Raw genomic sequence first — 20,121 nt, forward strand, 5'->3', positions numbered from 1 at the left:
TTTTGGTAGTTAAGGAGGGAAATCATTATGCCACGTAAATGTGTAGTAACTGGAAAGAAAACAACAACTGGTAACGCACGTTCACACGCTATGAACGCTAACAAGCGTACATGGGGTGCTAACCTACAAAAAGTACGTATTCTTGTTGATGGAAAGCCTAAGCGTGTTTGGGTTTCTGCAAGAGCGTTAAGAGCTGGTAAAGTAGAACGCGTATAATAAAGGACCAGAGCATCCTATATTAGGATGCTCTTTCTTTTTGTCTGTGCCGGAATTATTTTTGAACAAAAAAGCACAAATGCATTCCACTTGTTTATTATCCCCAATGCAAGAAAATAAAAAGCACCCAAACGAATTGGGTGCCAAAAAAAGGTATGAATTAGATCGGTATTACACATCTCCATTTATATATTTCTATTCATTCTTTTTAAATGCCCCAATCATCGCTCGGACAAGTCCGCCTAAAAATTTTGGCAGTTTAATCGTATAAAATTTCATACTGTCCCTCCTCAAATCTCCCCAGCTTATTTAATCTAACTTTTTTCGTACGCCCTAACAGTTTATTCTAACGAACGAAATCAGTACCTAATAGTTATGCCTATTAATCGTGACTTCTTATCACTATTAATATGCCTTCGGAAAATGAAAAAGTACCATAATCACTAATAAGTTCATTACTAATACATAGTGTAGATCCGAGTGAAATATGCCGTTTTTTCAATGGGAATTTGAAGCCTTCGAGTGTGAGATCAGTTACATCAAGGGTTAATGGAATAAATGAAATGTATTTTTCACTATGCCTTTTTTCAATGGTATAGTGTCCAGGTTTCTTTAAAAATATCATGTTATAGCGGTCAATCAAGGTTACATGTACGGAACTTTTTGTTTTCAATGGGTTTAGTAAAAGATGCACATTTGCTAATAAATGATCCAGCCTCCCACCAGTTGCTCCGAATAGTCTAATCGTATCTGAATTCTGTTCTAATGCCCAATTGAGAGCTAGTTCCATATCAGTTTCGTCTTTTTCCGGTTTAAATTGCTTAAGTTCCGAAACCTGCTCTTTGATAAATTTCCATTCTTCCTGTGAAACGGAGTCGAAATCACCAAAAGCAATTGTTGGGTGAATGTCTCTGTTAAGTAAATGATAAACACCACGGTCTACACCTACCCAAATACTGTTCTCCTCGTTATACTCTGATAAATCAGGAAGAAGTTCCTCGGGACCACCAGCAAGAATATTAATGACCATAAACTAAATTCTCTCTCCTTTATTAATACGAAAGAGGCTGACTGAGTCAACCTCTTCAATTTAACTTCTTAACATTGAAATAGCTTGTGCATAATCAGGTTGATTATAGACGGCCGATCCTGCTACTAATACTGTCGCACCTGCTTCGATGCAATCTTTTGCTGTCTCAGGATTAACACCGCCATCAATTTCAATTTCAATTTCTGCCCCTTTTTGCTCTGCTAACTCTTTTACTTTTCTAATTTTCGGAAGAACCTCTGGAATAAATTTTTGACCACCAAACCCGGGGTTAACCGACATTAATAGGACCATATCAATATCACCTATAATGTGTTGGATAGATTCTACTGGAGTAGCTGGGTTTAACACCACTCCCGCTTTGATTCCAAACGATTTAATACTTTGAATGGTCCTGTGGAGATGACGACAGGCCTCCACATGAACAGTAATATAGTCAGCCCCCGCTTTAGCAAACGCTTCGATATACTGATCAGGATTTTCAATCATAAGATGGACATCAAGCGGCAGTTTAGTAACTGGGCGAATAGCCTCCACAATTAGTGGACCGATAGTAATATTTGGTACAAAATGACCATCCATCACATCAATATGAATGTAGTCTGCTCCTCCTTGATCAACAGATTTTACTTCTTCCCCTAACTTAGAAAAGTCGGCTGAAAGAATGGAGGGTGCGATTTTAACCATATTAGTACCTCGGCTTTCTATCTTTTATTTCTTGTAGGAAATCAGCATAGTGTTGATACCGGTAGTCTGGAATTTCCCCTGATTCTACTTCAGACTTTACAGCACATTTGGGCTCAGTTACATGCAAACAGCCTCGAAACTTACAACTTTCACTTGCTCTCTGTATTTCTGGAAAACAAAATGTTAACTCTTCTGCTTCAATATTGGTAAATTCTAACGAGCTAAATCCTGGTGTATCTGCAATGAGACCATTTCCAACTTGAATCAGCTCTACGTGTCTTGTAGTATGCTTACCTCTTCCAAGATGGGAGGAAATATCATTTGTTTTCAGTTCAAGATCAGGTCTTAGTACATTTAATAAAGAGGATTTTCCTACCCCCGATTGCCCAGCAAAAACAGAAATTTTATTTTCCACATGTGGACTTAATAACTCAATTCCCATTTCCGTTTCTGATGAAGTAAGAATGACTTCGTAGCCTGCCTTCCTGTATTGTTCCGCGTATAACGATATCATCTGTTTTTGGTCTTCATTTGTTAGATCCATTTTGGTAATACAGATAAGCGGCTCGATATGATTATACTCTACTAAGACAAGGAATCGGTCCAAAAGTACCGTACTAAAGTCAGGTTCGACGGCAGAAAAAACGAGAATAGCTTGATCTACATTGGCAATGGGCGGACGTATTAACTCATTTTTTCGCTCTTTAACTTCTAGAATGTATCCTTCTAAATCATTCTCGGCTTGAAAAACAACTTCATCGCCTACGAGAGGAGTAATTTTGTTTTTTCGAAAGACGCCTCTTCCCCTACATTGAATTAGACTATCATTCTGAAGAACATAATAAAAACCACTTAAAGCTTTGACAATTTTCCCTTCAGGCATAGCTACACTCCTTGCCCCCTAATTCTAAACAAAACGTTTGGCTTCCCTTTAAAATCTGTACGAGCGTACAAGTTTTTATTCAGTTGTAAAATAAAATGGCAAATCTATTCTACATCTGAATAGTTTTTATTTTCATCAATAATTACCTTAGAATCGCGAATGACTTTGTAGCCAGCTTTCTTCCCATATGGAATAATTAATTTAATTTGCTTTTTGGTGTTCTCCGTTATATAGAAGGTCTCAGCAGGTTCAGTCATACTATGAGTCATATCCTCTATAAGAATATTAACTAACTGCTTCTGACCAGGTTCTCCTGGAACTGCTGGTTCGAATGGGATGTCTAAATCAATGATGACCTCTTTTGGCGGTTTATCTTCTTTTCCTTTCGAAATAACAACCGTCACTTTATCTCCCTTTTTCAACTCAGTGCCTGGTTCTGGTGATTGACTAATAACCATACCTGCAGCTATATTGTCATCATATTTTTCTTGGGAAGCATCAAGGGTTAGTCCTACTAAAGAGGCATAGTCTTGTGCTCCTTTTAAATTGTATTGTGTTAAATCCTTTAGTACAATTTTTTCTGGTCCCTTACTTATTTCAAATTCCAGCACCGTATCCTCAGGTACAACTTTTTCTCCACTAGGTGGATCTTGGCTCAATATTGTTCCCGGCTCACTGTCATCGTTTTTATCAATTTTTCTAATATCTTTGAAATTATAATTATCAAGCAAACGAATAACATCTTCATACTGTCGCCCAACATAATTAGATAGTTCAAATTTCTCTTTCCCTGTACTAATGTAAAGGTTAATTTTTGAATTTTCTTTTACTGTCGTTCCACTTTCCGGATCGGTCTTAACCACTTTACCTTTCTCAATATTTTCATCTGTTATTTCAATTTTTTTGTCAACTTCTATTCCGCTAATCTTAAGTTTAGAGATTGCTTCATCTAATTCCAAGCCACTAACGTCTGGTATTTTAACATCTTTGGCAGATAACAACCCAGGTAAAAAAGTAAATCCTAATAATCCAAGAATGGCAAGTACAAGAAAAGTAGATATTAATATTACCGGCCATTTTTTGCGTTTTTTCTTGCCCGTATTTTCTTTTTGGACCGAATCTTTTGAAGGAATAACAGGCTTTTCATTACTATGGATTAAGGTTTCATCTAGATTCTTAAGCGGTTTGTCATTCGTAATAACTGGAATCGCCTTGGTTGCGTCATCATCTATCGGTATAATAAACTTTGCTTCATTTACCCTTTCTGGATCAAGAGCCGTTCGAAGATCTTCTTCCATTTCCTCCACACTATTATAGCGATGAGAGGAATCTTTGGCAGTTGCCTTTAGAACGATGTTTTCAACACTTTGTGGTATGCTTGAATTCCACCTTCTAACGGAAGGAGTTTCCGATTGAAGATGCTTTAACGCAATGGATACGGCAGATTCTCCTGAGAATGGAAGTCGGCCAGTCAGCAATTCAAACATGACTATTCCTAGGGAATAAATATCTGATTTTCTATTTGCCATTCCACCACGTGCTTGCTCTGGGGATAAATAATGAACAGACCCTAGCACTGAGTTCGTCTGTGTAATGCTTGTTGCACTCAAGGCCATCGCAATACCAAAATCAGTGACTTTCACATTCCCATTATGGTCAATCAATATATTATGCGGTTTTATATCACGGTGAATGATATGATTTTGATGTGCATGGGATATAGCTGAGGTAAGCTGTCTCATTATTCCAATGGCATCCTCAACTTTTAAGGGAGAATTTTGCTGTATGTATTGTTTAAGTGTCTGCCCATCCACATATTCCATCACAATATAATAAAGATCGTTTTCCTCACCCACATCATAGATATTGACAATGTTAGGGTGTGCCAGACTTGTTGCTGATTGAGCTTCCCTACGGAACCTGCGGATAAATTCCTCATCATTGGCAAAGTCAAGGCGAAGCATTTTAACGGCTACGTCTCGATCAAGGATCATATCATGTGCTAAATAAACATTAGCCATGCCTCCTCCGCCAACCATATCCAAGATTTTATAGCGTCCGCTTAATCTTTTCCCAATCATCATTTATGCATCAACCTCGCTGACATCACTAAACTCTACTATAACAAGTGTAATGTTATCTTCTCCACCGTAATTGTTCGCTAGCGAGATAAGTGACTCTGCTTTTTGTTCTAAATGATCTTCATTTAATAAGATGTCTAACATCTCTTTTTCGTTCACTTTATTTGATAGACCATCTGAACATAAGAGGATCATATCTCCCTCTTCAAACATAATGGTTTTAATGTCCATCTCAACCGCTTTTTCAGTTCCTAAAGCTCGGAGTAGAACATTTTTTCGGGGATGATGTTCTGCATCTTCTTTTGAAATTTGTCCTGATCTTACAAGCTCATTAACAAGAGAATGGTCCTCTGTAATCTGTTTAAACCCGGATTCATTAGAGATATAGCCACGGCTGTCTCCGATGTGAGCCATGGTCGCAAAGCGATCAGTGGCGATAGCCGCAACAATAGTTGTACCCATTCCATCACATTCAGGGTTATTTGTGGCATGGTCAAATAGTAGATTATTAACCTTGGTTATTTGTTCCTTCAACCATTTCTCTGCTTCATCAGCTGTTGAAATCCCTATGGAAGCTTCCCATTCAATTTTTAGTTGTGTAATGGTCATTTCACTAGCCACATCACCAGCACGGTGACCCCCCATCCCATCTGCAACAATGGCAAGGCGGTCACCATCCAGGTTTACAAATACTCCACCAGCATCTTCATTATGAAGACGTACTTTCCCACGATCTGTCATGAAAACTGATTTCATATATTTACCTCGTCTCCTCTTTTCGCTCCTTTGCACGAAGTTGTCCACATGCTGCAGCAATATCTGACCCCTGCTCTCGGCGAATAGTCACATTAATACCACGATTTTTAAGTGTCTTTTCAAAAGCAAAAATTTTGTCTCTTGGCGTTCGCACATAATCCCGTTCTGGGACATAGTTAACTGGAATTAGATTCACATGGCACTTAAGTCCTTTTAAAAGAGTTGCTAATTCTTCTGCATGCTCTGTTGAATCGTTTACTCCTCCAAAAAGACCATATTCAAAGCTGATTCTTCGTCCTGTCTTATCGATATAATACCGTACTGCTTCCATTAAGTCATCAAGTTTATAAGCTTTATTGATGGGCATTAATCTTGATCTTAATTCTGTATTTGGAGCATGAAGGGAAATTGCAAAATTAATTTGCATATCCTCATCGGCAAACTTATAAATTTTTGGAACAATACCGCTTGTAGAAACGGTGATATGTCTTGCACCGATATTTAATGATTGTTCGTGATTGATTATTTTTAGAAATGACATCATATTATCATAGTTATCAAAAGGTTCACCAATTCCCATAATGACCACTGAACTAACACGCTCATCTGTTTCATCAAGTGCCTGTTGTACCTTCACTACTTGAGCAACGATTTCACCGGCTTCAAGATGGCGTTTCAATCCACCTAGTGTGGATGCACAGAAAGTACAGCCAATTCGACAGCCAACCTGAGTTGTAACACATACGGAGTTACCATAATCATGGCGCATAAGTACAGTTTCAATCGAATACCCATCGTGAAGTTCGAATAAAAACTTAATTGTTCCATCTGAAGAAGTCTGTTGGATTACCGTATTTAATGTTGTAATTTGAAAGTGCTCAGATAATTTATCTCTTAACCCCTTAGGTAGGTTACTCATATCTTCAAAGGTAGTAACCCTTTTCTTATAGAGCCAATCAAAAATTTGCTCTGCACGGAATGGCTTTTCTCCATTCTCGGACAACCATTCCTTTAATTTATGAAGCTCCAAAGAATAGATGGAGGGTAGTTTATTTTCTAGTGTTGCTTTCTTCTCAGTTGTATTAATTTGTTCCAACTGTTGACACCTTCTTTCAATTATCTAACTTAATTATACTTTTTTTAACACCGCTATATAAAAACCGTCTGAGCCAAAATCCTGTGGAAAAACTTGCAGATCATATCCTGTTATGAATGGTTGAACAGCCTCTGGCATCCGTTCCTTAAAGGAGTGGTCTGGTACAAAATCCAGATTGGCTTCTAAGAATCTTTTTACAGTATTTTCATTTTCCTCTTTATCTACTGTACATGTACTATAGACAAGCGTGCCACCTTTTTTTAATAAAGGAGTGACAGATTTCAACAAATCTTGCTGAATCTCACTTAGTCGCTCAAGATCCTTTTCTGTCTTTGTATATTTCATATCCGGCTTTCGTCGCATCACTCCTAAACCAGAGCAAGGAGCATCAAGAAGAATCCGATCAAACTGCACATTTTTGAACTTATCCTGTAAATGCCTAGAATCTGAGACACTTGTTTTAATATTTTCTAATCCTAAACGGCGGGCGTTATCATTAATTAATCTTACTTTATGCTGATGGAGGTCGACAGAAATCACTTCACCTGTATTGTTCATTTTCTCAGCAATATGTGTGCTCTTTCCACCAGGTGCTGCACAAGCATCAAGGACAAACTCATTTGGCTGTACCCCTAATGCATAGGTGGCAAGCATGGAACTTTCATCTTGGATAGTAAACAAACCATAATTAAAAGGAATGGTTGATGCCAGGTTCCCCTTTAAGCATCTAATCGCTTCAGGTATAATTGGGCTTTTTTCAATTTGGAAGCCTTCCTCTTCTAGAATTGCCACACATTCATCTCTCGATATTTTTGTTAAATTTACTCTTGCTGTTTGCAGAGGTGCTGTTAAATTGATCTCACACATTTCTTTCGTTTTTTCATAGCCAAATTGGTTTACCCATCTAGTTACGAGCCATTCTGGATGACTCGTTTCCATTGCTAATCTTGTGTTAGGATCTGAGATTTCAAGGATAGAAGGTAACCCTTCTCTCTGTATACTTCGTAAAACACCATTTACTAAACTGGCAATCCCTTTATGCCCTCTTTTTTTCGCGATATCTACTGCTTCATAAATGGCTGCCCGATCAGGAATCCGATCAAGGTACACCATTTGATAGAGCGTTAGCCTAAGTAAATGATGAATCCAATCAGCAAGTTTTTTATTATCCTTGATAAACGGTTTTAAGTAGAAGTCCAAAGCCATTTTTCTTTGTAAGGTTCCATATGTTAATTCAGTAAGCAACCCTACATCTTTTGCCGATAACTCATTTTTTTCAATCGTTGTATTCAGGAGTAAATTACTATAAGATTGGTTTTTCTCTATGGTTGTTAAAAGGTCCAACGCAATTTCACGTACATTTTTTTTCTTCGATGTCATGTTATTCTCCTAGCTTACTGCCTACTGAAATTTTTGAACCGGCACCGCGTAAAAATTGCTCAGTCATCATTTTAGTTTTACCTGAAGGCTGAAGTTCAATGATTTTAATGGCTGTTTCATTACCTGTACTAACTACAAAACCATCAGATTCAATTTTTACAATCGTTCCTGGTTCATGATTATTAGTTTCAGTAACCTTTTGGGAACGCCAGATTTTTAAAATTTGACTGTCCATCGTTGTAAAAGCAACAGGCCAAGGGTTTAAACCACGAATATGGTTATAAATTTGTTCCCCGGTTTTTGACCAGTCAATTTTCTCCTGTTCACGCTTTATATTTGCTGCAAATGTAGCCAGTTCCTCATTTTGAGGCTGAGGAGTAAGCTTGCCTGCTAATAGAAGTGGCAATGTCTCAGATAACAATTTTGAACCGGCAGCACTCAGCTTATCATGAAGAGTACCTACATTGTCCTCTTCCGTAATTGAAACCTCTACACTCGTTAACATATCACCTGCGTCTAATTTTTCTACCATATACATGATTGTAACACCGGTTTTCTTTTTCCCTTGAATAATAGCGTAGTGGATTGGGGCGCCGCCGCGAAGCTCTGGCAACAGGGATGCATGGACATTTATGCAGCCGTATTTAGGAGCTTCTAACAGCTTTTTAGGTAAAATTTGACCAAAGGCAGCTGTCACAATTAAATCCGGCTTTAAGGAAAGGATTTTATTAAGCTCTTCTTCTTGACGGATCTTTTCTGGTTGAAAGACGGGGATACCATGCTTCATGGCTTCCACTTTAACCGGAGGTGGGGTCAACACCTTTTTTCTTCCTACTGGCCGGTCAGGTTGAGTAACTACACCTATGACCTCATAGCCGTCCTCAATAATTTTTTGAAGAACAGGTACGGAAAAATCCGGGGTACCCATAAATACAATTTTCGTCATTCACTTTCTACTCCTTTTAACTCATCTTCCTCAATGTAACTAATTACCTTTGATGTAAATAAGACTCCGTCTAGATGATCCATTTCATGCTGAATGGCTCTAGCCAAGAACTCTTCTGCTTCTAAAATATATTTTCTTCCTTTTCGATCAAACGCTTCGATCTTAACAAAATTAGGTCGTGTAACCTCTCCAAATAATCCCGGGAAACTTAAACAGCCTTCTGGGCCGGTCTGCTCTCCTGAAGTCTCTAAAATTCTAGGATTAATCATTTCAATCGTACCTAATTCATCATCGATATCCACTATAGCGATTCGTGCATTTAGTCCGATTTGCGGAGCGGCAAGGCCCACTCCGTCATATTCAATCATAGTGTCATACATATCATCTAGTATTTTTGCAAGCTTCTTATCAAATTTCACCACTGGCTCACAATTCTGCTCGAGAATCTCTGCCGGATGAATAACCACTTTTCTTACTGCCAAATTATTTCCTCCGTTATGCCTGCTCGAGGCATTCTTTTTTATTATTTTCACCCAGATTACATCAAGATAAACGGGTTAACATCAATAGAAACCTGTAAACCACTTTTTGTATCTAATTGATATTGATCAAGAATTGTTTTTAATGTTTTTGTCATGTTCGGTTCCCGCTTGTATTTTATCAAACATTGATAGCGATATCTATTATTTATCCTAGGGATTGGAGAAGCTGCAGGTCCTAAAACCACCGCCTCCTTTGACAACTGAGAACGAACATAGTTTACTATCTTTTCTGTAGCCGATACTACTGTCATCAACTGCTCATGACTAATTGTAATGAGTGAGAGATAATAGAAGGGCGGGTAATGATGTGTTTTCCGAATCATCATTTCTCGTTGGTAAAATAGATCATAATCCTGCGTCCCAGCCAGTTCCACACTGTAGTGCTCCGGGGTATAGGTTTGAATAATGACCTCCCCAGGGAGCTGGTGACGTCCAGCCCTGCCGCTGACTTGGGTTAAAAGTTGAAAGGTTTTCTCAGAGGCGCGAAAATCAGGTAAGTGCAGCATTGTATCTGCTGAAAGAACCCCTACTAGAGTGATATTAGGAAAATCAAGGCCCTTGGCAATCATTTGGGTTCCTAACAAAATATCAGCTTTCCCTTCTTGAAAATCCTTAAGGAGCTTTTCATGTGCCCCTTTCCTTCCAGTTGTATCAACGTCCATTCGGATAATTCTTGCTTCCGGAAGAACTTTCCCCAGTTCTTCCTCCACTTTTTGTGTCCCCGTTCCAAAATAGCGTATATATTCACTAGAACATTCGGGACAATGCTTTGGTACATAAGTTTCATAGCCGCAATAATGGCATTTCATTTGTTCATTTACACGATGATAGGTAAGAGAAATATCACAGTACGGACAATTCATGACATATCCACAATCACGGCACATGACAAACGAAGAATGCCCCCTCTTATTTAAAAATAGGACAGCTTGCTGCTTCTTTTCGATCCGATCTTTCAGCTTTTCAAAAAGCTTTCTTGAAAACATGGAGCGATTTCCTTCACGAAGTTCTTCACGCATATCAATGATGTCAACAGCTGGAAGAGCTTGATTGTTCATCCGACTTGGTAATGACAATAGATGATACACATTCTTTTGAGCCCTTGCAAAAGACTCAAGTGACGGGGTGGCACTACCTAGGACCACTGGGCAGTTATAAGTCTTTGCCCTTTGAATGGCCACATCTCTTGCATGATAACGCGGCATTTCTTCCTGCTTATAGCTTGTTTCGTGTTCTTCATCTATGATAATAATGCCTAAATTTTCAAAAGGAGCAAAAATAGCGGAACGAGCTCCGACGACCACTTTTACTTCCTTACGCTGAATTTTTCGCCATTCATCGTATTTTTCACCAGCAGATAATCCGCTGTGCAAAACCGCAACTAAATCCCCAAACCTGCCTTTAAACCGATTTACCATTTGAGGTGTGAGCGCGATTTCTGGAACAAGCACAATTGCTTCTTTTCCTTTCTCAATTACCTCCTGTATCGATTGCAGATAAATCTCTGTTTTTCCGCTCCCAGTTACACCGTATAAAAGAAATACTTCATGTTGTTGATTTTCAATGGAAGCTAGAATGGGTCCAATGGCTGTTTGCTGAGAATGTGTAAGAGGTAATGGTTTGGTTCGTTCAAAGGTTCTATTCTCAAATGGATTTCGGTAAACTTCCATATCGAATTGGGTTAAAAGCCCCTTGTCAACCAGCGCCTTAATGGTAGTTGATGCCGTATTCACATCAGCTGTTAACTGCCTTAACTCCACCGCCTGAAAATGATCCGCAAAATAGCGTAATATTTGTTTTTGTTTTTCTGCTCTTGCTGGTAAGCGATCGCTTTCTTCCATTAATTCCTCAAGAGAAACGAGAGGGCGAACAAACTTTAATTGTTTTTTTCGAACTCGTTCCTTTACTTCGTATATCACTTCGAGTGTGTGCTTTGCTGCCTCCCGTTGTAAAATAGGTACAATGCCAGCAGCAAGAGCCTCTTCCCAATGTATGATTCCATCCTTCTTAAACAAATCCTGAAGATCAATTGGAAGGTCAGATACTTTTACACCTGGTGCCAACTTTACTTTCTTCTCATACTTTGCCTTTAAGGCTGCAGGAAGCATTACTTGAAAAGCAAAAATCTTAAAGCATAGCGTATTTTCAGTTAACCAATCACCAAGCTCTAATAATTCATGATTTAACACCGGTTCAAGGTCCATTGGCTCAGTAATTGCTCTTAACTTTTTAAAACTCGACTCCGCTTTAATCCGAGTAACAAACCCTTGAATATTTCTCGGTCCAAAAGGGACAATGACCCTCATTCCCGGCTGAATGGTACCTATCCATTCTTCCGGAATTAGATAATCGAAGGTCTTATCCGTCTGTTTTGTTGGAACATCAACAATAACACTTGCAATATTCATTATTTTCCAGATCCTTCAATAAGAGAAGTAATTTCACCAATAATCTTTTCCGCTACCGCTTGTTTAGACATAATCGGTAATTCAGTAACCATTCCGGAACGCTTAAAGAGTGTCACAATATTAGTATCTGTGCCAAACCCAGCACCTTCCATTTTGACATTGTTAGCAACTATCATATCTGCATTTTTTCTGTTCAATTTTTTCGTAGCATATTCTTCAATATGATCGGTCTCTGCCGCAAACCCAACCAGTATCTGATTTTTCTTCCTTTTTCCTAACTCGAACAAAATATCTTTAGTTCTTTCTAACTCAATATTTGAGTCACCTTCCTGCTTCTTCACTTTATGGTCAAAGGTTGTTTTTGGGCGGTAGTCGGCGACAGCAGCCGTTTTGATTACAACATCGGCACTGTCATAGTAGTTCATCACCGCATTATACATTTCCTCAGCGCTCTCAATACGAATCACTTCTATTCCTGCTGGAGCAGGTAAGTGGACTGGACCGGATACTAATACAACATGGGCACCTTGTTTTTTTGCTTCTTCAGCAATTGCATAACCCATTTTTCCAGAAGAATGGTTAGAAATATAGCGTACAGGATCTATTTTTTCGCGTGTGGGTCCAGCAGTTATTAATACTGTTTTTCCCTTTAACTTTAATTCTTTCTTATTAAAAAAAGCTTGTACTAATTCTACGATTTTTTCTGGTTCCTCAAGTCGTCCTTTACCAATATATCCACAAGCAAGATAGCCTTCGCTTGGTTCAATGAATTGATATCCATACTCAGCTAAGGTACCAATATTTTTCTTTACTGCGGGGTGGTCGTACATATGTACATTCATTGCAGGAGCAATCCAAACAGGTGCGGTAGCTGCTAGCAACGTAGTCGTGATCATATTATCAGCGATCCCTTGGGCTAATTTTGCAATGGTATTAGCTGTAGCAGGTGCAACTAAAATTAAATCAGCCCAGTCGGCCAAATCAATATGGGCAATCACCTGAGGATTCTTTTCTTCAAAGGTATTTGTATAAACTTCATTGCGGGACAATGCCTGAAAGGTTAATGAGGTAACAAACTTTTCAGCAGATTCACTTAAAATGACTTTCACCTGTGCTCCAGCTTGAACAAGCTTACTTGTCAAGGCTGCTGCTTTATAAACAGCTATACCACCTGTCACACATAATAATATTTTCTTATCTTTAATGATCATTGGAATCCCCCATTTCGCGTCCGTACAATTTGTCTTTTCCTTCTATTATGCTGGAATAGAAACAATTTTTCACGTTTTTCCTACTACATGTCGACAAATTTCAACTTTATTTATATGAGCCAAATAAAAAAGGCTGACACGTAAGGAATTTCCTTTTTCGTCAGGCCTTCAATCATGTTTATTACCGTTATCGATTATTCAGCAGGTGTTTCTTTTTTTGCAATGCGGTAGGTAAGCTCTCCACTATAAATTTCTTCTAGTGCTTTACCAACATATTTATAAGACACATATTTCGCTAATCTTTCATCTCTAGCCTGGGACATGACGCGGGCACGCTTAGCTGCAACTGAAACTAGTGAGTATTTTGAATCAATTTTTTCAAGTAATGAATCGATAGAAGGATATAACATTCTATTCAACCTCCAATAATTTTTTATAGCGATGCTCTACTCGTTCTCTCCGACAATGTTCTGCAGTGACGATAGCTTTAATTCGTTCACATGCATGTTCAACTTGATCATTTTCAACAACATAATCGTATAATTCCATCATTTCAATCTCTTCGCGAGCAGAGAGTAAACGATTATGAATAATATCTTCGGTTTCCGTTCCTCTCGTAACGATCCGATTTTTCAATTCGGAAAGGCTTGGCGGCATGAGGAAAATAAATAGTCCTTCCGGAAACTTTTCACGAACCTGTCTGGCACCTTTTACTTCAATTTCTAAGAAAACATCTTTACCAGAATCTAAGGTTTGACGGACATAATCAACAGGGGTACCATAATAATTTCCTACAAATTCAGCATATTCTAGCAATTTCCCTTGTTCGATTAGTGCTTCAAACTCATCTCTAGTCTTAAAAAAGTAATCCACACCATCCACTTCACCCTCACGTGGTAAGCGGGTAGTCATCGAAATAGAATATTCAAAGGCTGTGTCTGGATGAGAAAAAATTTCTTTTCGAACCGTTCCTTTTCCCACACCAGATGGCCCTGAAAGTACAATCAGCAATCCTTTTTCCTGCATTAGTAATAATCCTACCCTTCATCTATAGTTTCATCACGGTCAGTTAATCGATGAGCAACCGTCTCTGGCTGAACAGCTGACAGTATCACATGGTCGCTATCCATGACAATGACCGCACGAGTACGTCTACCGTATGTAGCATCAATCAAAGACCCCCTGTCGCGGGCATCTTGAATAATTCTTTTAATTGGTGCAGATTCGGGGCTTACAATTGAAATAATCCGATTGGCCGAAACGATATTTCCAAATCCAATATTAATTAATTTAATCGACATGGTCATCATCCAATCATCGTTAGTATATTTTGACCGTGGCAAACAGATTCTAAACTAATTATTCGATATTTTGAACCTGTTCCTTAAGCTTTTCAAGCAAACTCTTGATCTCTACTACTTGTTTCGCTATGTTTGAGTCATTCGCTTTTGAACCAATGGTATTGGCCTCTCTGTTCATTTCCTGTACAAGAAAATCAAGCTTTCTTCCAATCGGCTCTTTACTTTTTAACGTTTGTAAGAATTGTTGAATATGGCTTTTTAATCGAGTAATTTCTTCATTAATATCCGCTTTATCAGCAAAAACAGCTACCTCTGTTAAAATTCTTGTTTCGTCCAATTGTCCATTTAAGAATTCCTGCATTCTTTTCGTTAGACGTTCCTTAAAAGATTGAACAACGAGGGGAGCATATTTTTGGAGCTCAAAAACATCATTTTCTAATTGTGCTAAAATGGCAATTAAGTCTTTCTTTATTTCTTCTCCTTCTGCCATTCGCATTTGTAACAATAATTGAACTGCCTCTTCGGTAGCAGTCAAAACCAGAGTTTCAAGCTCTTCGTTGCCCACTTCACTTTCTTCGATATGTAAAAGGTCGCTTCGACCAAGTAAATCGTGAATGGTTATGGTTCCTTCAACACTATATTTACTTCGCGCTTCATTAATAAATTGATAATATTCATCAATTAAATTCCAATCCACGTGAACCTTTCGGGTAACGACTCCTTCACCCTCTACACTTACATAAACCTCGACTCGACCACGGCGAATATGTTGGTTTAGTTTCTTTTTTAATTTATCTTCTATTTTTAATAACTGCCTCGGCATTCTGATATTCACTTCGCAAAAGCGGTGATTAACCGTTTTTACTTCTACATTAACAGAAAAAAACTCCGATTCAGTCTTCGCTCTTCCAAAGCCTGTCATACTTATAACCATCACGTGCACATCCAATCCTTAAGAAATGATCGGCTTTCTATTAAAAAAGACAAAAGGTAATAGAGTGGCATCTATTACCTTTTGGATTATAACATACTTTATTTTGTTTTTCTTAATAAAAATGTTCCTGCTAGTAAAAAAGTTGGAATAGAGGATAGTCCTACAATTATCAGCCAATCTTTCGCAAGAATCGGTAGCGTATGGAATATTGGCTGCAACGGTGGATAATAAATAACAACAAACATTAATAATAAGGAAGAAATAACAGCCCAAACCAAATATTGATTTCCAAATGGATTTCTTGACAGTACTGATTTTTCACTGCGGCAATCAAATACATGTATAAGTTGGGCCATAACTAGCGTAGCAAAGGCAACTGTTTGTGCATATTGAAGTTGACTTGGGTCATTACCGTAAGCAATCATAAATGCTAATAAAGTGACAACCCCAATAAGGAATCCCCTTGATACAACCTTCCAGCCTAATCCACGTGAGAACACACCTTCATTAGGGCTTCTCGGATTCCGTTTCATTACATTTTCCTCTGGACGGTCAAGTCCAAGTGCCATTGCAGGGAGTCCATCCGTAACTAAATTAACCCAAAGAATTTGAATTGGTACGAGCGGAAGCGGCAGAGCCAAGATCATAGCAAACAACATGACTAATATTTCACCAACATTGGATGCGAGTAAATAACGTACAAATTTACGAATATTTTCGTATATATTCCTGCCCTCTTTAATAGCAGATTTTATGGTAGCAAAATTATCGTCGAGTAAAACAAGCGCCGAAGCTTCCTTGGCCACATCAGTACCCGTAATCCCCATGGAGACACCAATATCTGCAGCCTTAATTGCAGGTGCATCGTTTACTCCATCGCCTGTCATAGCTACAATATGGCCCCTATTTTGTAACGCTTTTACAATTTTCAGCTTATGCTCCGGTGAAACCCTCGCAAATACAGACACATCATCAACGATATCTTCAAGGTCTTCAACGGACATCTCAGAGAGTGCCTTGCCATCCAACACCTTACTTTTCTTAGTTAATATCCCAAGCTGAGAGGCAATCGCTTTTGCAGTAATCACATGATCTCCAGTAATCATGACCGTTTTTATTCCCGCTTCTTTACACTCTTTCACAGCAGCTTTTACTTCAGGTCTTGGCGGGTCAATCATTCCTTGGACACCAATAAAAGTTAATTGTTTTTCTGCTTCTTTTTCACTTAAAATAACGGTATTCGCTGATATCGGTTTGAAAGCAATAGCAATAGTCCGAAGTGCTTGTGAAGCTAAACCATTAATGGCATCCTGAACCTTACCCTGTGTCTCTCTATTTAAATATTGCGTTTTACTATCCCAAAGGATTGTTTCACAAATTCCTAAAATTACATCCGGGGCACCCTTCGTTATGATAAAATGCCTTCCTTGCTTATCTTTCACGTGTACACTCATCATTTTTCTTGCAGAGTCAAACGGGAACTCATTCACAATGGTAAACTCATCTAATAACTTTGGTCGCTCAAAACCCGCTTTCATCGCACTTACTAATAAGGCCCCTTCGGTCGGATCACCATCAAGTGTGAATTCATCATCCTTAACGATTAAGTCTGAATGGTTACAGAGCATTCCAAAAATCAGCATCTGTTGTAAGGCTTTCTCATCTTTAGGCTGTACCGTTATCTCCTCACGGTAAAAATTACCTTGTGGCTGATAACCAACCCCGTCTACCGTCCAAGTCTGACCACCACTCCATAAATGAGTGACAGTCATTTTATTTTGAGTCATTGTTCCCGTTTTATCAGAGCATATAACGGAAGCGCACCCAAGGGTTTCGACAGCTGGTAACTTCCTAACAATGGCTTTTTGCCTGATCATCTTCTGTACACCTAGTGATAATGCTACCGTAACAATTGCCGGAAGACCTTCAGGGATAGCTGCAACAGCTAAAGAAACGCCTGCTAAAAACATCTCATATAATTGATGTCCACGAAGAACACCGACAGCTACAACTAAGACGGTCAATAATAATGCAACGGTAATTAGTATTTTTCCTAACTGCTCTAAACGGCGCTGCAATGGAGTATCCTGCGCCTCGGCACTTTGGAGTAAATCAGCGATTTGCCCCATGGCCGTCTTCATACCCGTCCCGATGACAACTCCCAGCCCGCTCCCCCGTGTTACCATTGTCCCCATAAAAGCGATATTTTCCATATCACCAATTCCAAGGTTAGGATTGGCTAAGCTATCGATATGTTTAGAAACGGGAACAGATTCACCTGTAAGGGCGGATTCCTCAATTTCCAAGCTTTTTGATTCGATGACACGGACGTCTGCGCCAATTCGATCTCCGCTGCTAAATTTTAAAATATCACCGATGACAATTTCTTTAGAAGGAATTTTTATCCATTTCCCGTTTCTTAGAACAGAAACCTGCGGCGCGGATAATTCCTTAAGAGCCTGAAGTGATTTCTCAGCTCGCCGCTCCTGGAAAAAACCAAGGAAACCATTTATAATGACGATGGCGATAATAGCGATGGCATCGATATATTCGCCTAGTAATCCAGATATCAAGGTTGCCGCAAGAAGTACTAAGACCATAAAATCTTTAAATTGGCTAAAAAATAAGAGTAAAGCAGATTGCTTTTCTCCTTCTTCTAATTCATTTAGCCCGTGCTGGTCTATCCGTTTTTTTACTTCTTCCTGTGATAATCCAGAAGAAAAGTCGGTTTCTAAGGCCTTTTCTACTTGTTCTATCTTCATTTCATGGAATTTCATCCGACCATCTCACTTCCCCCTTTATTGACATGCTCTATGGAAAGCTTATTCAGGGTCGTCCAAAAAAATGCTATGATATAATTAATTCATATATGAAAGTGTAAAGGATGTTTTCAAATGTCATTTGATGGTTTATTTACAAAAGCAATGGTTGATGAACTTTCCCGCTCCTTAAAGGGCGGCCGAATAAACAAAGTACATCAGCCTTATAAAAATGAAGTCATTCTTACAATCCGGGCAAATGGTGTGAATCAAAAGCTTCTCCTCTCTGCACATCCAAGCTATGCAAGAGTACAATTAACAAACGAAGCCTATGAAAATCCAAGTGAACCGCCAATGTTTTGTATGCTGCTAAGGAAGCATATCGAGGGATATATTTTAGAGGATATATATCAAGTTGAAACCGATCGAATGATTATTTTTGAAATTAAAGGCCGAAATGAAATCGGTGATATCAGCTATAAACAATTAATCATTGAAATTATGGGTAGGCATAGCAATATTGTTTTAGTAGATAAAACACGAAATGTTATCCTGGATAGCATTAAGCACGTTTCGTTTGCTGTTAACAGCCATCGAGCGATTTTACCAGGACAGCCTTACGTTTTCCCTCCGGAGCAAAACAAAGCAAACCCATTTAAAGCAGTTGAAGAGGATATTTTACGAAAGATTGACTTTAATGCCGGCAAGATTGACCGGCAGCTTGTTGAGCATTTTGCTGGTACCTCCCCTCTTTTTGCTAAAGAAGTTCTATATCAAAGCGGTTTAGCGAATCGTACGACTGTGCCTTCAACTTTTATTCGGTTGATAAAAAGAGTAGAATCTGGTGACATTTCTCCGTCTATTATATCTACAGGTGGAAAGGAAGCATTTTATTTGTTTCCACTTGAGCATTTAAATGGAGAAACTAAGAATTATCCGAGCCTTAGCGAATTGCTTGACCGTTTTTATTTCGGAAAAGCGGAACGCGACCGGGTGAAGCAGCAGGGAAATGATATTGAACGATTTATTAGCAATGAAAAGGAAAAGAATGAGAAGAAAATTGAAAAGCTAAAGGATACGTTAAAAGAGGCAGAACGCGCAGAACAATATCAGCGTTATGGTGAGCTCTTAACGGCCAACCTTTATGCAGCCAAAAAAGGGATGAAGGAAATTGAAGTCCTTAATTATTATGATGAAAACAGTGGCATGATTGCGATCCCGCTAGACCCAAGGAAAACACCTTCTGAAAATGCACAAAAATATTTTTCTAAATATCAAAAAGCAAAGAATGCAGTGGCCATTGTCCAGGAGCAAATCGAAAAATCCCAGGAAGAAGTGGCTTATTTTGATAATTTATTGCAGCAAGTAATTGCGGCTTCTCCGAAGGATTTACAAGAGATTCGTGAGGAATTGGTCGAAGGTGGGTATATCCGTGACCGTAAGAAAAGGAACGGCAAAAAAATCCAGAATACTAAGCCAGTTTTGGACAACTTTGTCTCTTCTGATGGAACAAACATCATTGTAGGGAAGAACAATAAGCAGAATGATTATTTAACCAATAAGTTAGCTGCTAGAGACGAAATTTGGCTTCATACAAAGGACATCCCTGGTTCACATGTGGTCATTCGCAGCAAGGAACCTTCTGAGGAAACCCTTCGAGAGGCTGCGACTTTGGCCGCTTATTATAGTAAAGCACGCAATTCAAGCTCTGTACCGGTTGATTTTACAAAGGTTCGCCATGTTAAAAAACCAAGCGGCGCAAAGCCAGGCTTTGTCATCTATGACAACCAACAGACACTATATGTCACCCCTGATGAAGAAATGGTGTTGAAACTAAAGAAAAACTAGTAAAGCCCCGGGATTTCCGGGGCTT

The 20,121-nt window shown here is 38.8% G+C and carries 19 protein-coding genes; 2 read left to right on the forward strand and 17 right to left on the reverse strand.

Annotation, left to right across the window (positions count from 1 at the left end; all coding sequences use genetic code 11):
- Window positions 1-27: 27 nt before the first annotated feature.
- Window positions 28-216 (forward strand): 50S ribosomal protein L28, encoded by a 189-nt coding sequence (gene rpmB, locus QE429_RS18015; protein WP_149869555.1) that lies wholly within the window; start codon window positions 28-30, stop codon window positions 214-216.
- A gap of 195 nt (window positions 217-411) precedes the next feature.
- On the opposite strand, the gene spoVM is transcribed toward rpmB, so the two are convergent.
- The 17 genes from spoVM to QE429_RS18100 form a co-directional block, all read right to left on the reverse strand.
- On the reverse strand, window positions 412-495 hold the full coding sequence (spoVM, locus tag QE429_RS18020) for a stage V sporulation protein SpoVM (RefSeq protein ID WP_035445740.1): 84 nt from the start codon (window positions 493-495) through the stop codon (window positions 412-414).
- Between the two features lie 103 nt (window positions 496-598).
- A complete protein-coding gene (locus QE429_RS18025) occupies window positions 599-1,246 on the reverse strand; it encodes a thiamine diphosphokinase (protein ID WP_307288952.1) in 648 nt (215 codons plus the stop codon).
- Window positions 1,247-1,306: 60 nt separating this feature from the next.
- Window positions 1,307-1,951: a ribulose-phosphate 3-epimerase gene (rpe, locus tag QE429_RS18030; protein WP_307288954.1), complete on the reverse strand. Its 645-nt coding sequence runs from the start codon at window positions 1,949-1,951 to the stop codon at window positions 1,307-1,309.
- Between the two features lies 1 nt (window position 1,952).
- Window positions 1,953-2,834 carry a ribosome small subunit-dependent GTPase A gene (rsgA, locus tag QE429_RS18035; protein ID WP_307288956.1) on the reverse strand — a complete coding sequence of 294 codons (882 nt, stop codon included), beginning with the start codon at window positions 2,832-2,834 and terminating at the stop codon, window positions 1,953-1,955.
- Window positions 2,835-2,938: 104 nt separating this feature from the next.
- On the reverse strand, window positions 2,939-4,918 hold the full coding sequence (pknB, locus tag QE429_RS18040) for a Stk1 family PASTA domain-containing Ser/Thr kinase (protein WP_307288959.1): 1,980 nt from the start codon (window positions 4,916-4,918) through the stop codon (window positions 2,939-2,941).
- Window positions 4,919-5,671: a Stp1/IreP family PP2C-type Ser/Thr phosphatase gene (locus tag QE429_RS18045; RefSeq protein ID WP_307288960.1), complete on the reverse strand. Its 753-nt coding sequence runs from the start codon at window positions 5,669-5,671 to the stop codon at window positions 4,919-4,921.
- Window positions 5,672-5,675: 4 nt separating this feature from the next.
- A complete protein-coding gene (gene rlmN, locus QE429_RS18050; protein WP_307288961.1) occupies window positions 5,676-6,767 on the reverse strand; it encodes a dual-specificity RNA methyltransferase RlmN in 1,092 nt (363 codons plus the stop codon).
- A 33-nt stretch (window positions 6,768-6,800) separates the two neighbouring features.
- Window positions 6,801-8,147: a 16S rRNA (cytosine(967)-C(5))-methyltransferase RsmB gene (gene rsmB, locus QE429_RS18055; protein ID WP_307288962.1), complete on the reverse strand. Its 1,347-nt coding sequence runs from the start codon at window positions 8,145-8,147 to the stop codon at window positions 6,801-6,803.
- Window position 8,148: 1 nt separating this feature from the next.
- Window positions 8,149-9,093: a methionyl-tRNA formyltransferase gene (gene fmt, locus QE429_RS18060; RefSeq protein ID WP_307288963.1), complete on the reverse strand. Its 945-nt coding sequence runs from the start codon at window positions 9,091-9,093 to the stop codon at window positions 8,149-8,151.
- Complete coding sequence (gene def, locus QE429_RS18065; RefSeq protein WP_307288965.1) at window positions 9,090-9,575, reverse strand: peptide deformylase; 486 nt, start codon at window positions 9,573-9,575, stop codon at window positions 9,090-9,092. Before def ends, fmt begins: the two co-directional genes overlap by 4 nt.
- A 56-nt stretch (window positions 9,576-9,631) precedes the next feature.
- On the reverse strand, window positions 9,632-12,043 hold the full coding sequence (gene priA, locus QE429_RS18070; RefSeq protein ID WP_307288966.1) for a primosomal protein N': 2,412 nt from the start codon (window positions 12,041-12,043) through the stop codon (window positions 9,632-9,634).
- Window positions 12,043-13,251, reverse strand: coding sequence for a bifunctional phosphopantothenoylcysteine decarboxylase/phosphopantothenate--cysteine ligase CoaBC (gene coaBC, locus QE429_RS18075; RefSeq protein ID WP_307290878.1), 1,209 nt, complete (start codon window positions 13,249-13,251; stop codon window positions 12,043-12,045). The genes priA and coaBC overlap by 1 nt, the downstream gene beginning before the upstream one ends.
- Before the next feature lie 197 nt (window positions 13,252-13,448).
- Window positions 13,449-13,664: a DNA-directed RNA polymerase subunit omega gene (gene rpoZ / locus QE429_RS18080; RefSeq protein WP_307288968.1), complete on the reverse strand. Its 216-nt coding sequence runs from the start codon at window positions 13,662-13,664 to the stop codon at window positions 13,449-13,451.
- A gap of 1 nt (window position 13,665) precedes the next feature.
- Window positions 13,666-14,280 carry a guanylate kinase gene (gene gmk / locus QE429_RS18085; protein ID WP_307288971.1) on the reverse strand — a complete coding sequence of 205 codons (615 nt, stop codon included), beginning with the start codon at window positions 14,278-14,280 and terminating at the stop codon, window positions 13,666-13,668.
- An 11-nt stretch (window positions 14,281-14,291) separates the two neighbouring features.
- Window positions 14,292-14,555, reverse strand: a complete 264-nt coding sequence (gene remA, locus QE429_RS18090; protein ID WP_149869541.1) for an extracellular matrix/biofilm regulator RemA — start codon at window positions 14,553-14,555, stop codon at window positions 14,292-14,294.
- A gap of 58 nt (window positions 14,556-14,613) precedes the next feature.
- On the reverse strand, window positions 14,614-15,489 hold the full coding sequence (locus QE429_RS18095; RefSeq protein WP_307288972.1) for a YicC/YloC family endoribonuclease: 876 nt from the start codon (window positions 15,487-15,489) through the stop codon (window positions 14,614-14,616).
- A gap of 98 nt (window positions 15,490-15,587) precedes the next feature.
- Window positions 15,588-18,266, reverse strand: coding sequence for a calcium-translocating P-type ATPase, SERCA-type (locus QE429_RS18100; RefSeq protein ID WP_307288974.1), 2,679 nt, complete (start codon window positions 18,264-18,266; stop codon window positions 15,588-15,590).
- A 117-nt stretch (window positions 18,267-18,383) separates the two neighbouring features.
- On the opposite strand from QE429_RS18100, the gene QE429_RS18105 reads away from it, so the two are divergent.
- Complete coding sequence (locus tag QE429_RS18105; RefSeq protein ID WP_307288976.1) at window positions 18,384-20,096, forward strand: Rqc2 family fibronectin-binding protein; 1,713 nt, start codon at window positions 18,384-18,386, stop codon at window positions 20,094-20,096.
- Window positions 20,097-20,121 lie beyond the last annotated feature (25 nt).

Origin of the sequence: Bacillus sp. SORGH_AS_0510 (genome assembly GCF_030818775.1) — a bacterium.
GTDB lineage: Bacteria > Bacillota > Bacilli > Bacillales > Cytobacillaceae > Neobacillus.